The organism is Thalassospira sp. MCCC 1A01428, from assembly GCF_002115825.1.
Taxonomy (GTDB): Bacteria; Pseudomonadota; Alphaproteobacteria; order Rhodospirillales; family Thalassospiraceae; genus Thalassospira.
This window is the reverse complement of record NZ_JFJZ01000008.1, coordinates 48,540-62,005: the sequence shown is the minus strand read 5'-3', so window position 1 is coordinate 62,005 and position 13,466 is coordinate 48,540. Positions and strand designations below refer to the sequence as shown.

Annotated in this window: 9 protein-coding genes; 2 read left to right on the top strand and 7 right to left on the bottom strand. The window is 53.6% G+C overall.

The genetic code is table 11. The features are described from left to right. The first annotated feature begins 261 nt into the window (after positions 1 to 261). Complete coding sequence (locus tag THS27_RS08875; RefSeq protein WP_085589962.1) at positions 262 to 1,200, top strand: LysR family transcriptional regulator; 939 nt, start codon at positions 262 to 264, stop codon at positions 1,198 to 1,200. Positions 1,201 to 1,333: 133 nt separating this feature from the next. Here THS27_RS08875 and THS27_RS08870 read toward each other — a convergent pair whose 3' ends face one another. The 7 genes from THS27_RS08870 to THS27_RS08835 form a co-directional block, all read right to left on the bottom strand. After that, positions 1,334 to 2,701 (bottom strand): lyase family protein, encoded by a 1,368-nt coding sequence (locus tag THS27_RS08870; protein ID WP_168184859.1) that lies wholly within the window; start codon positions 2,699 to 2,701, stop codon positions 1,334 to 1,336. A 72-nt stretch (positions 2,702 to 2,773) separates the two neighbouring features. Next, positions 2,774 to 4,171: a C4-dicarboxylate transporter DcuC gene (gene dcuC, locus THS27_RS08865; RefSeq protein WP_085589958.1), complete on the bottom strand. Its 1,398-nt coding sequence runs from the start codon at positions 4,169 to 4,171 to the stop codon at positions 2,774 to 2,776. Between the two features lie 186 nt (positions 4,172 to 4,357). Beyond that, the gene (locus THS27_RS08855) at positions 4,358 to 6,826 is read right to left on the bottom strand and encodes a DNA translocase FtsK (protein WP_085589954.1); all 2,469 of its coding nucleotides are present in this window, start codon (positions 6,824 to 6,826) and stop codon (positions 4,358 to 4,360) included. A gap of 50 nt (positions 6,827 to 6,876) precedes the next feature. Continuing rightward, positions 6,877 to 8,067: an aminotransferase class I/II-fold pyridoxal phosphate-dependent enzyme gene (locus tag THS27_RS08850; protein ID WP_085589952.1), complete on the bottom strand. Its 1,191-nt coding sequence runs from the start codon at positions 8,065 to 8,067 to the stop codon at positions 6,877 to 6,879. 252 nt (positions 8,068 to 8,319) lie between these two features. Further along, positions 8,320 to 9,558 (bottom strand): ammonium transporter, encoded by a 1,239-nt coding sequence (locus THS27_RS08845; protein ID WP_085589950.1) that lies wholly within the window; start codon positions 9,556 to 9,558, stop codon positions 8,320 to 8,322. A gap of 298 nt (positions 9,559 to 9,856) precedes the next feature. Further along, a complete protein-coding gene (amt, locus tag THS27_RS08840; protein ID WP_085589949.1) occupies positions 9,857 to 11,200 on the bottom strand; it encodes an ammonium transporter in 1,344 nt (447 codons plus the stop codon). 23 nt (positions 11,201 to 11,223) lie between these two features. Continuing rightward, positions 11,224 to 11,562 (bottom strand): P-II family nitrogen regulator, encoded by a 339-nt coding sequence (locus tag THS27_RS08835; RefSeq protein WP_073955310.1) that lies wholly within the window; start codon positions 11,560 to 11,562, stop codon positions 11,224 to 11,226. Positions 11,563 to 12,127: 565 nt separating this feature from the next. Here THS27_RS08835 and THS27_RS08830 point away from each other — a divergent pair. Next, positions 12,128 to 13,351: a UbiH/UbiF/VisC/COQ6 family ubiquinone biosynthesis hydroxylase gene (locus THS27_RS08830; protein WP_085589948.1), complete on the top strand. Its 1,224-nt coding sequence runs from the start codon at positions 12,128 to 12,130 to the stop codon at positions 13,349 to 13,351. The last annotated feature ends 115 nt before the right edge of the window (positions 13,352 to 13,466 follow it).

Here is a 13,466-nt window from a genome sequence, read left to right as displayed (position 1 = left end):
TACTTTCAGGCTGTGAATTAACCCTGGATTGATAATATTTAAGAAATAAACACTAATGGTGTTGGTTTTTGGGGTTTTGGCGGTGTTTTTTCTTTGCGATGGTTATATTTAAAGTGTTGTTTTATCTGGGGACCTTCGGTTTAAAGTTGTAATGACAAGGGCGGGGATGATGCCTGTGTTTTTACTTGTGATTGGCGGGGTGGGGCGTGAAAATGGAAGCCGGGTGTTTCGGGGGGAAACCCTGCAAAAATCGGGGATGATATGAATCTTAAGGCGCTACGGCTGTTTCGCCTGACTGTGTTGCATGGCACCCTTTCGGGGGCGGCGACGGCGGCCCACCTTAGTCAGTCTGCCGCCAGCCGAATGTTGTCGGGGCTGGAAAGTGAACTGAAGCTGACCTTGTTTGAACGGACGAACCAGCGGCTGGTCTTAACCCGCGAAGGGGAACGTTTTTTCCACGAAGCTGAACATATTTTAAACGGGGTCGAGGAAATCCCGGCGATTGCGCGTGAAATTCGCGAAAAGGCGGTGGATACCCTGCGCATTATTACGGTTGGTCCGATCGGGGCATCGTTGTTACCGCCCGTGATTGATTTGCTAAATGCCGAACATGCCAATTTGAAATGCAAAATTGATATTGGCACGCGGTCCGATGTTGAAAATCAGGTGGGGTCACGGCGCTATAATCTGGGCCTGCTGTCGTTACCAATTAAAACATCTGTGGTCGAACTGGCGATTGAACCCGTGCTGGAAGCGCGAACCCAGGTGCTGTTGCCCGTTGATCATCCGTTGGCGGCCCTTGCATGTGTGCCGGTCGAGGCCCTTGTTGATCAGCCTTTTGTTTCCTTGCGATCCAATCAGATATGGCGGCAAAGGCTGGACCACCTATTTGAAGCGATTGGCAAGGTGCCACGCATCAGCCTTGAAATCGGGTCGAGTTTGCTGGTGCCCAAATTTGTTGAAAGCGGGTATGGTCTTGGCCTGATGGACGGAATCAGCAGTGTTTTTATTGATCCGTCCAAAACCACCTTGCGCCCGGTTGGGCCTGAATTTTGGTTGCCTTATGCCTGTGTTTTTCCGCCGGCCGGGCAAAACCCCGTGGCGATGCGGTTTGTGGCCCTGTTGCGCCAGCAAATTGCGCGTCGGTGCGCCGATGACGCGGCATATGGCGCCAATGTAAGGCTGTTATTACCAGATTAACCGGCACATATGCATGCCATTGGGCAAATATCTGTCATTCCCCTGCGGTTTTTTATTACACCTTGCATAAAAAACGGCCCGGTCCTGTTTCAGGCCGGGCCGTTTGTGTTTTGCACCAGTAAAGTCTGGAATGTTAACCGGGTTTAACCTGGGCAATATGCTGACGGATATGTGCGACATGCTTGCGCGCGCTGGTGGCGGTATCGTGGGCAATGGTGGTGCTGCACCCGGTGTAAAGGCGCGGGTCAAGTGCGGCGTTCAGATCCTTGCGGTGGGCAAAACATGTACGAACGTCGTTGTGTTTGTATAACGCATCTGCAAAGGAAATGCCGGTATCGCGGCAATCAACAATCGCGTGATGCACCAGATCATGGGCGGTTTGGCGACCAATTGTGTTGGCCAGTTCCATCATGATTTTTTCCGACACAAGCGGAGCAGGATCGCGCATCAGGTTTTCATACATGCGATCCTGATTGATTTTCACATGGTCGAGCAATGTTTCAAGCTGGCTGGCGACCTTGTAGGAAAGCGAGCCTGCTTCATCAATCAGTTCGTAGAGCCGGAAATTATAAGCCGCATCGCCTTCGTGGCTGGGGCGGCAGGCTTCCATTGTCGGGCCTACCAGATTACGCAGCCTGGACGCTGCGGTTAGCAGGCTGACAACATATTTCGGGTTAAACTTGTGCGGCATGGTAGAACTGCCAACGACATCGGCTGCCTGAACCTCGCTGACTTCATCCACCTCGTTTGACATCAGGGTATAAAGTTCGGTGCCCATGCGTTCGCAGGCGACAGCAAACATGCCCAGCATGGCAACATATTCGGCAAAGCCATCATTGGTGGCACGTGAATGCACGGTGGAGGCGGTCAAACCCAAATGTTTCGCCATCGTATCGGCCAGTTTTTGGCCGATATCGCCATAGCTGTGCATGGCGCCGGCGGCACCGCCAAAAATTAGCATAAAGGTGCGTGGTTCGGCGCTGATCAGGCGGTCGGCACAGCGTTGAAATTCGTCAATCCAGCCCGCCATTTTATAGCCAAAGGTAATTGGCAGGGCCTGGCGGCGGTTGGTGCGCGCCACGGTAAGCCAGTCCGCCGTCCGGTCGGCCATATCGGCCATTTTCGCCAACGCATTTGCGATACGGGCCAGGACAAAACGGTGTGATTTGCGCAATTGCAGGGTTTTACCGGCAATGATGATGTTTTGGGTGGTAGCCCCCCAATGAACATACCCCCCGGCATCGCCCGCACATTTTGCCGCCAGGGCACGTACGGTCGACATAATCGGGGACATGCTGGCGGCGATGTCATTTTTTAAGGCGTCAACGTCAAATTGGGCCAAATCGGTATGCTTGATGATCTCGTCACAGGCCGATTGGGGGATCATGCCCAATTCGGCCTGGGCGATTGCCAATGCGCCTTCTACATCCAGCCAGCTTTGCCAGGTGGCTTGTGATGTAAACAAATCGTCGGTCGAGACAGGCAGGTTGCGCGTGTTCATTATCATCGTCTCTTGTGTTGCGGCGTCAGGGCAGGGCGGGCGCATTGGCAGTTCAGGTTGATCGGGGCGAGGTTAACCCACCACAAACAGCAGGTTATAGACAAACAGCATAACCAGTCCGCCAATCAGCGGTATGGCCGTTCGTTTAACAATATCGATTGGCGAGCATTCGGCGACTTCGGCTACGGCAATGATGACACCCGATACCGGCGACAGTGACCGGGCGATACCGGCAGTAAACTGAAGCGGCAATAACAGGCTGACAGCGCCGGTGGCCGTGCCAGCGGTAATGTTTGGGGCCAGGCTGGCAAACGAGAAGAACGCCGCATTACCCGACCCGGTCATAATAGCGGTGATGGCCACCAGCGCACAGGCCACCAGCATCATACCCAGAATGCCAAAACCGGCATTTTGCGCACTGGCGATCATGAAATCGATGGCGCCAATGGCTTTAAGGCCTGCGGCAAAAAATTCGGCGCAAATGATCAGTGAAATGATGGTCGAGAACATGTTGCCCATGCCCCGGAAAAACACCATGAACCCCTTGAACACATCGGCCATTTTGTGACGATTGCGAAACATTTCGCAGAAAAGGCCAATTAACGCGCCAATAATCATGGCGGTAACAACACCGAGTTCAATTTGATGGATCAGCAATTTGCTGAAAATCAGAATCAGGGTTAAGGGCAGAATGGGTAACAGGGCATAAAAACCCGGAGCGTGCGGTTCGTCACTCGCTGTGGAGCCGGCACCGGTTATGACCGCGCCATGATGGGGCATGACAACTTCGTGATTATCGCGGCGGTCAAAATATTTCGCACTGAAATAGGTCAGAATGCAGATAACAGGCACAATGCAGGCGGCGACCGGAATTTGATATTGGGCAAAGAAAATCGCCACATCAATATTGGCGGTATGGGCGGCAAGGTTAGCGGTGCCCGATGCCGGGCCAAGGTCGAGAACCGATGTGGTGCCGATCATGGCAGCTGCGGCCGCGCGGCTAACACCAAGTTTTACCAGTGTCGGATACAGGGTAACCAGCAACAGCATGGCAAGGCCGGCGGCACTGGGGATAAAAATGTTCAGGATCTGGCCGACAGCATAACCCAAAGCCAGCACAATATAAGGCGCGCCAATACGGGCGAGGGGACGGGTCGTGATGTTAACCATCGCCTGTGTCGCGCCAATATGGTCCATATATTTGGCAAAGCCGCCAGCTGCCATAATGATCAGGCCCAAACCCGCCAGGCGATAGGACATGATGGCATGGATATGTTCAAAAATATCGAAGCCGGGCCAGCCGGTGGGGTCGTCTTTTTTGAAAACAATATCATGGGTCGGGTAAAAAATGGCGGTAACGGCAAACAGCGTTAAACCGGCCAGCAGCAAAACGGTATGTGGCTGGTATTTTTTGACGATTAAGGTGGCAGCAACCACGCTGACCACAATCGCAATCATTAATTCTATCATTTTGTTTCCTCCCAGTCGTACGGTCGGGCACGATATGGGGGGCGGGCAAAGGCTGTATATTGCTTTGTCGCGATCACTTTATCGCATTTTTGCATCGGTCGCGTATGGGGAGCACGGTAAATGCAAAAAAGGGCTGCCGGTAAGGCAACCCTTTCGCAATGCAGCATTTTATCGATTTTCAAGGGCTTAATCTTCAAACGGAGTGCCATCCATGTTGCCGATCAGCACTTCGCGTTTGCCCACATGGTTGGCTGCCGATACCAGCCCGTTTTCTTCCATTTGTTCAATAATTCGGGCGGCACGGTTATAACCGATCGACAGTTTGCGCTGAACAAAGCTGGTGGACGCCTTTTTCTCGCGCAGGACAATGCCGACGGCCTGATTGTAAAGGTCGTCATCCGCACTGTTACCACCACCTGAACCGGCATTGCCGCCGCCTGCCATATAGGCTGCAACCGGGTCTTCTTCCGGTTCTTCGGTGACTTCATCAAGATAGGACGGGTCGCCCTGGTCGCGCAGGTGTTTTACAATGCTTTCAACTTCTTCGTCCGATACAAACGGGCCGTGTACACGTTGCAACCGCCCCCCCTGGCCCATAAACAGCATGTCCCCTTGCCCCAGAAGCTGTTCTGCCCCCATTTCACCCAGAATGGTGCGGGAATCGATTTTCGAGGTGACAGAATAGGAAATGCGGGTTGGGAAGTTGGCCTTGATGGTACCGGTAATCACGTCGACCGACGGGCGCTGGGTTGCCATGATCAGATGGATACCGGCGGCACGCGCCATCTGTGCCAGGCGCTGGATCGATGCTTCCACATCCTTGCCGGCCACCAGCATCAAATCGGCCATTTCGTCGACAATAACCACGATAAAGGGCAGGGCTTCCATCGGCAGTTGCTGGTCTTCAAAAATCGGTTTGCCGGTTTCGGGATCAAATCCGGTTTGCACCCGACGGGTCAGTTCTTCGCCCTTGGCAGCGGCTTCCTTGATGCGTTTGTTATATCCGGCAATGTTACGCACCCCGACCTGGCTCATGGCGCGGTAACGGTCTTCCATTTCACGCACCGCCCATTTTAGGGAGACGACGGCTTTGTGCGGGTCGGTCACTACCGGGGTCAGCAAATGCGGAATGCCATCGTAGATTGACAGTTCCAGCATTTTCGGATCAATCATGATGAAACGGCATTCTTCGGGCGTGTGTTTATATAGCAGGCTTAGGATCATGGCGTTCACACCCACCGATTTACCGGACCCTGTGGTCCCGGCAATCAGCAAATGTGGCATTTTTGACAGATCGGCAATCACCGGCGATCCACCAATATCCTTGCCAAGGCTAAGGTTTAGTTTGCCGGTATTCTTTTCAAAATCGTTCGAAGCCAGGATTTCATGCAAATGCACGGTTTCACGTGTGGAATTTGGCAGTTCGATGCCGATAACATTGCGTCCCGGCACCACCGCAACACGGGCGGCTATCGCACTCATGGAACGGGCAATGTCGTCGGCAAGGCCAATCACGCGCGATGATTTAACCCCGGCCGCTGGTTCCAGTTCGTATAATGTCACCACCGGGCCGGGGCGCACCTGTACGATTTCGCCCTTAACACCAAAATCCTGCAATACGGTTTCCAGCAAACGTGCATTTTGCGCCAGCGCCCCCTGATCAATCTGGGCGTAGTCTTCCTCGCTGGGTTCATGAAGCAGGCCAAGCGGCGGGAAGCTGTATTCTCCGGCACCCAGATCAAAGGAGGACTGGCGCTGGGCTGATGCCTTGGTGCTGGGTTGGACCTTGGCCGCCGGCGGGGCCACAATATGAACCGGGGGTTCATTGTCGATATCGTCATAATCATCGGCATCATCGCTGGCCGACAGAGTGTTGCGTTCAACTGCTGCCGCCACCCTTTTTTCCGACCGTTCCATCGATGGTTCCTGACGGGGGCGGGCATTGCGGTCGCCCTTGCGTTCACCCGGTGCAATTTCGGCAACTTCGTCCGCGCTGTTGCCTGGAATGGCACGGCCCACACCGTAAATAACCGTGCCGCCAATACGCGACAATACATGGCCGACGGCCCGCCATTCGGATAATTGATAGGCCATGCAAAACAGGGTCAGGCCCATACCGACAACCATGCTGAACAGGCCGATAATTACCGGTCCGGCAGGGATACCGGCCAAGGTTAACAACATGCCAAGGCGACCAAGCAACAAATCACCGGCAAAGCCGCCATAACCAACGGTTAAGGGCCATGTCATGCCGCGTGGCACAGCCGATGCCGCCGTTGCCATTAACAACAAGGCCAGCGGCAATACCAGAAACCGCAGCCACATCCAGCTAAACGGGCGCATCGCAATCAGGCGCAGGCCCCAGCCAACAATAAGGGCGGTTAACAATGCGGCCCCCAAACCAAGGGTGCGCAACATCATATCGGCGAAATAGGCGCCAAAAATGCCCAGCGGATTATAGATATAGGCGTGGTCGCTGGCGTGGTTAAACGACGGATCACCGGGGTGAAATCCGATCAGCATGATAAACAGGGCAATCCCCGCCGCTGTCAGCGCCAGTCCACACAGCTGGATGCCCCCGCGTTTAAGGAAGCTGACCAGTGCACTGGGTAGAAAGGCAGTGCCGCGTTCAAGAAGGTTTGTCTGACTGCTCATGCCGATTTCCGTTGTTAGTCCTGTTACGTACTGTCTGAAACGTGACCGGGTTAGCGTGATAGGGCGGCGTTAATCCGGCTTAGCCCGTCGCGGGTTGTGGCAAGATCATGCACCAAAGCAATACGAATGAAACGTGCGCCCGGGTTATCGCCCGTTGGACCGTTGATCGAAAGGTAACGCCCGGGAATGACTTTAACCCCTTCTTCCGCCCATATTTTTTTGGTGGCTGCTTCGTCGTCACCCACATCAAGCCATATAAAGAACCCGCCCGCGGGGCGATAAAAGCCAAAACGGTTGCCGAAAATTTCGGCGGCGATATCAATTTTGGCGCGGTACAGGTCGCGGTTGGCTTCGGCGTGGGCATCGTCATTCCAAAGGGCGGTGGATGCCGCCATGATCGGCATGGGAATGGTTGCCGAACAATAGCTGCGCAGGCGGTTGAACTGTTTGATGATTTTGGCATCGCCCGCGACAAAACCGGACCGCAAGCCCGGCGCGCTGGAGCGTTTGGACAGGCTGTGAAACACCAGCACATTATCCATATTGCCGTTTTGGGCGGCACAAATTTCAAGGGCGCCGGTTGGGGCATCGCGGTCGTAAATGTCGGCGTAGCATTCATCCATCGCCAAAACAAAATCGTGTTTGCGTGCCAGGGCAATAATGCGTTCAAGATACTCGCGCGAGGCAACAGCCCCTTGCGGATTGGCGGGCGAACACAGGAAAAACAGGCGGCAAGCCGATAACGTTTCGTCATCGATTTGATCAAGGTCGGGCAAAAAACCGGTTTCCGGCGTGGCGGCCAGCGGCACCATTTCGGCATCGTTAAGCACGGCGGCGCCGCAATAGACCTGATAAAACGGATTGGGCAACAGGACCTTGGGTTTGGGGCCGGGTTGGTCCTGTGGGATAACGCAGGTAGCGATCAGATAAAGGGCTTCACGCGTACCGGCAACCGGAATGATGTGGTCGTCGCGGTGGATCATGTCGTCGGGCAGGTCATAGCGGCGATCGAGCCATCCCTTGATGGCGGCGCGCAGTTCCGGCGTGCCTTGCCCCGGCGGGTATTTGTGCCACAAATGGGCATTGGCGATCATGGCTTCGGTGATCATGGCCGGGGGTTCATGCTGGGGTTCGCCAATGGACATCACCAACGGGTCCTTGCCCGGTGCAATACCGTCCAGCAGGGCGGCAAGCCGCGGAAAAGGATAATCGGGCAAAGTGTCCAGGCGCTGGTTGAACATGTTGTGTGACGTTCCGTTTCTAAAAGACCCCAATTGGCAAACTGGCGGGTTAGCTTGCCTGTGTGTGATTGATTGGCGTGGATGGCCCAATTTGCAGGATGATTTGCAATCAGGATCTTACGCAATCAGAGCGCACACATAGTTTACCCCTAATGGAAAAGTACAAAGAAAGATTTAAAGGACAGTGTCCTTAAACGCAAAAAGCCCGGAAACGTGCGGTTTCCGGGCTTTTTGAATTGTTATATTTTTGGCCTAGCTTGCCTTTACATCATCCTCGGGATAGGCGGTGATTTTATGGATCGACAGATCGGCACCATAATATTCTGCTTCGGAATCAAGGCGGATACCGATTGTGTTTTTCAAAACGCCATAAACCACGAATCCGGCAATCGCGGCATAGGCCGCGCCGCCGATCGAACCGACAAGCTGCGCACCAAACGATACCCCGCCAACGCCGCCAAGTGCCGACAGGCCAAAAACACCGCAAGCTATGCCGCCCATTAAACCGCACATGCCATGCAGGGGCCAAACGCCCAAAACATCATCAATTTTCCATTTTGCCTGGCATTTTTCAAACGCCCAGACAAACAGAAAACCGGCCAGCCCGCCGGTGATCAGCGCGCCAATGGGATGCATGACATCGGACCCGGCACATACCGCGACCAGCCCGGCCAGCGCACCGTTATGGACAAAGCCGGGGTCGTTACGCCCGGCGATCAGCGCGGTTAAAATGCCGCCAACCATCGCCATGAGCGAATTAACCGCGACCAGCCCGGTAATGCCGCTAACCGATTGTGCAGACATGACATTAAAGCCAAACCACCCCACACATAATACCCACGACCCCAGGGCGAGAAAAGGGATGTTGGACGGTGGAATACCCACCAGTCCGCCGGTTTTGGTATAGCGGCCTTTGCGAACGCCCAAGTGAACGACTGCACCAAGGGCGATCCAGCCACCAACGGCATGAACCACAATTGACCCGGCAAAATCATGAAATGGTGCGCCGAAAATGTTGGTAATAGCATTCTGAATGCCAAAATTACCGTTCCAGACAATGCCTTCAAACAGCGGGTAAAACACACCGACCAGAACGGCGGTGGCAATCAGCTGTGGCCAGAATTTGGCCCGTTCGGCAATGCCACCCGAAATAATGGCCGGGATGGCGGCGGCAAATGTCAGCAAAAAGAAAAATTTAACCAGATCAAAGCCACTGCTGGCAAAGGCATGTTGGCCGTTTACAAGTTCGGCCCCACGTAACACATTGGCATTGCTGAAAAAAAATACACCGTAGGCCACAGCATAACCGATGAAAAAATAGGCAATGGTTGAGACGGCAAAATCAACGATGATTTTAACCAGGGCATTAACCTGGTTCTTTTTTCGAACGGTTCCGACTTCGAGAAAGGCGAAACCGGCGTGCATGGCAAGGACCATAATGGCCCCCATCAGCACAAAAAATACGTCCGAGGCAGTTTGAAAAGCCTCCATGAGACGACCTCTGTTTTTGTTTGTAACGTTTCCTCTTGGTGGGCGGCCCAGATCAATATCTGTGCCAACACCATTGTTTGCCTGGAAAATTCGTTAAAAAACAGAAGGTTGATGGCGTTCATGTGCTTAATGGCAATGTCTGGTGTGCTTTTGCTGTTTTGCGGGTATGCCTGCCAAGTGACCAAATGGTTGCTTAAAAAGGCAGCACAAAAAGAAAAGACCCGCCACAAGGGCGGGTCAGTTGGTCTGACAGGTAGGATGCGTTAGCATCCGTCAGGAAATTGTTGTGCAGGGCATCTTAGAAGCGCTGCGAACCTTTACCGAATTCCGGATAGGCTTCGAGGCCCAGTTCTGCAGCATCGGTACCCAATGCTTCGTCTTCTTCCGACAGGCGGAGGCCGACGGTAAATTTAAGAACCAGCCAGACAATGGCCGAGGTTACCAGGGTGAAGGCGCCGATGGCGACTACGCCGGTCAGCTGGACACCGAAGGAAACGTCGGCATTGGTGATCGGAACAGCCAGGGTGCCCCAGATACCGCAAACAAGGTGAACAGACACAGCACCGACAACGTCGTCGATTTTGCATTTGTCAACCAGCGGAACGGCGATGACAACCAGGATGCCGCCAATGGCACCGATGATGATCGCTGCACCGATGGACGGGGTGTCCGGACCGGCAGTGATCGACACCAGGCCAGCCAAAGCACCGTTAAGGGCCATGGTCAGGTCGACTTTTTTGTAGAGGATCTGGGTCAGGATCATGGCTGCGATCACGCCACCAGCAGCTGCCATCGAGGTGTTGGCATAGATGTTGGCAATGGCAATAACGTCGCCAGCGGTGCTCATGGCAAGCTGCGAGCCGCCATTGAAGCCGAACCAGCCGAGCCACAGGATCATGGTACCGATGGTGGCCAGGGTCAGGTTGGAACCCGGCATCGGGTGAACCGAACCGTCTGCACCGAACTTGCCTTTACGTGCGCCAAGGATGATGGCACCGGTAAGGGCTGCCCAGCCGCCGACAGAGTGAACAAGGGTTGAACCGGCGAAGTCATAGAAGCCCATTTCGGCCAGCCAGCCGCCGCCCCACTGCCATGAACCCGTGATCGGATAAAGGACCGAGGTCAGGACAACGGTGAAGATCATGAAAGGCCACAGTTTGATGCGCTCGGCAACCGTGCCTGAAACAACAGAAGCAGCAGTTGCCACAAACACCATCTGGAAGAACCAGTCAGAGGTGGATGCATAACCGGCAGAATAATCGCCAGCAAGGGCTGCGGCGTCATCTGCGCCCCAGATGCCAAAGCTGCCAATCCAGCCGCCATCAACACCGGCATACATCAGGTTGTAGCCGACGAGGTAATACATGATGCCCGCTGCCGCAAACAGGGCAACGTTTTTAAGCAGAATGGTGGCAACGTTTTTGGAGCGAACCAGGCCAGCTTCGAGCATGGCGAAACCGGCAGCCATCCACATCACGAGCGCGCCGTGGATCAGAAAGCTGAAGGTGTTGAAAATGTAACCGGTTTCTGCCGAAACCCCGGAAGCGGCGGCTGCATCCTGTGCAGAGGCCGGTTCGATCATCGCCAGTGTGGCTGCCCCAATTAGCCCGGCAAGGCCGGTATTCTTCATCGAGATTTTCATAATGTCTCCCCTTGTCTCCGGGCTTACAGGGCGTCGTCGCCGGTTTCGCCGGTGCGGATACGAACCGCATGGCTTACGTCGAGAACGAAAATCTTACCGTCCCCGATTTTACCGGTCTGAGCCGTTTTCGTGATGGCTTCGACAACCTGATCGACCAGATTATCCGTGATCGCGACTTCCAGCTTTACCTTCGGCAGGAAGCTGACCATGTATTCGGCGCCACGATAAATTTCGGTCTGACCCTTTTGACGGCCAAAACCTTTGACTTCGGTGACCGTCAGACCCTGAACACCAAGCGCGCTTAACGCTTCGCGAACTTCATCAAGTTTGAACGGTTTGATAACAGCAGTAACCAATTTCATAATATGCGACCTCCCGGCACATCCGTTGACCACCAGTGTGGCAATCACGATTTCGCAGTCACAGCAGGTAAACCAAGAATCGTGCCAGATTCGAAATTCATCGAATAAAGCATTGATTTATTTTGGTTTATTGAATTTATGGTGGGATGCTTCGGGGAAATGGAATCACCACGGGCGCGTATAATTTGTGCAAAGAAAACGCAGCGTGATTAAAACTGCATCAAAAATGGGCATAAATGTGTCAGGTGATTTTTATCATTGATTGCATGAACTTAGACTCGCCCTATTCGTACATATAGATAGCGATAAGGCTGGCGGAAGCGGTTTTGACAGCCTATGTTGCGTCTGATTTTAGCCGCCCGGGTGTTTGGGCTCCGGGAAAATGCAGGCATTGGTGGGCTTGTGGTAACATCAGGCTCTGATCTGCCACCGGGATTGTACGAGGATTATGCAGCGATCATGTTTTGGGCATGTGCTGTATGAATGATCATAAAGATCACATCGTATGCAGGTGGAATACAGGCAGATGCCGCGTGGTAACCGGGCAATGACAGGATCAATAAAGATGACGACGAATGATGTCCTTCATTTTGATGTGATTATTCTGGGGGGTGGCCTGGCAGGGGCCAGCATGGCAATGGCTTTGGCGCATGGTGGATTGCGCAGTGTTGTTATTGACCGGGAAGATCCGCAAATATTGCTGGGGGCCAACCATGATGGTCGTACCTGTGCCATTGCTGCGGCATCGCGTGCGGTGCTCGATGTTACCGGTGTATGGCAATATATGAAAGCCGATGCCGAGCCGATTTCGGATATTCGCATTGCCGATGGCAAAAGCCCGCTTTACCTGCATTACGATCATCGTGATGTGGGAACGGAAGCACTGGGTTATATTGTTGAAAACCGGGTTACGCGCCAGGCGCTGTACCGGGCAATGAATGAAAATGATCTTGTGACGCTGATGGCACCCGCATCGGTCACGGAAATTACCCGCGATAGTGCCAGTATGGTTTTAACCCTGGACAATGGCTGCGTTGTACATGCGCCGTTGGCGATTGGTGCCGAAGGCCGGGGGTCGCCGTTGCGCAAATGGGCTGGCATTAAAACCTATCAGTGGCAGTACAATCAAAGTGCGATTGTCTGTACAGTAAAGCATGAACGCCCACATGAAGGTGTTGCGGTTGAGCATTTTTTGCCCGCAGGCCCGTTTGCCATTTTGCCAATGACTGAAAACCGGTCATCCATTGTGTGGACCGAAAGCACAGCAATCGCCAATTATCTGGTCGGGCAAAGTGATGAAGTCTTTCTGGATGAGCTCTATCAGCGTTTTGACGGATATCTGGGTGATCTTGAAGTGATTGGTCCGCGGTTTTGTTATCCGCTGGGATTGCAACATGCCTATCATTATAGTGATGCCCGTTTGGCCCTGATTGGCGATGCCGCGCACGGAATGCACCCGATTGCGGGGCAAGGGCTGAATATGGGGATTCGCGATGTGGCGGCTTTGGCCGAAATCCTGATCAATGCCCGGCGGTTGGGGCGCGATATTGGCATGCAGGATGTGTTGGCAGAATACGAGCAATGGCGCCGTTTTGATAATACGGTGATGCTTGGGGTTACCGATGCGACCAATCGGCTATTTTCGAATGATATTGCCCCGGTTCGGCTGGCGCGGGATGCAGGACTGGCCGTTGTGCAAAAAATTCCGGCGTTGAAACGTACCTTTATGTCTCATGCAATGGGCTATGCGGGGACTTTGCCGCTGCTAATGCAGGGTAAATCTATCTAGGGCCAAATTTCTCGCGGCACTGGATTTATGTGATTATGGCTTGTTCAAAACCGGTTTGTCCTGGTTTTAGAAAGTGCACGTTTACCTTTACCTTTACCTTTACCTTTACCTTTAC

Bases quoted from the DNA above. Each gene is read 5' to 3' on its own strand.
- THS27_RS08845 (WP_085589950.1), bottom strand. From the start codon at position 9,558: ATGGAGGCTTTTCAAACTGCCTCGGACGTATTTTTTGTGCTGATGGGG.
- dcuC (WP_085589958.1), bottom strand. From the start codon at position 4,171: ATGATAGAATTAATGATTGCGATTGTGGTCAGCGTGGTTGCTGCCACC.
- THS27_RS08875 (WP_085589962.1), top strand. From the start codon at position 262: ATGAATCTTAAGGCGCTACGGCTGTTTCGCCTGACTGTGTTGCATGGC.
- THS27_RS08855 (WP_085589954.1), bottom strand. From the start codon at position 6,826: ATGAGCAGTCAGACAAACCTTCTTGAACGCGGCACTGCCTTTCTACCC.
- THS27_RS08835 (WP_073955310.1), bottom strand. From the start codon at position 11,562: ATGAAATTGGTTACTGCTGTTATCAAACCGTTCAAACTTGATGAAGTT.
- amt (WP_085589949.1), bottom strand. From the start codon at position 11,200: ATGAAAATCTCGATGAAGAATACCGGCCTTGCCGGGCTAATTGGGGCA.
- THS27_RS08870 (WP_168184859.1), bottom strand. From the start codon at position 2,701: ATGAACACGCGCAACCTGCCTGTCTCGACCGACGATTTGTTTACATCA.
- THS27_RS08830 (WP_085589948.1), top strand. From the start codon at position 12,128: ATGACGACGAATGATGTCCTTCATTTTGATGTGATTATTCTGGGGGGT.
- THS27_RS08850 (WP_085589952.1), bottom strand. From the start codon at position 8,067: ATGTTCAACCAGCGCCTGGACACTTTGCCCGATTATCCTTTTCCGCGG.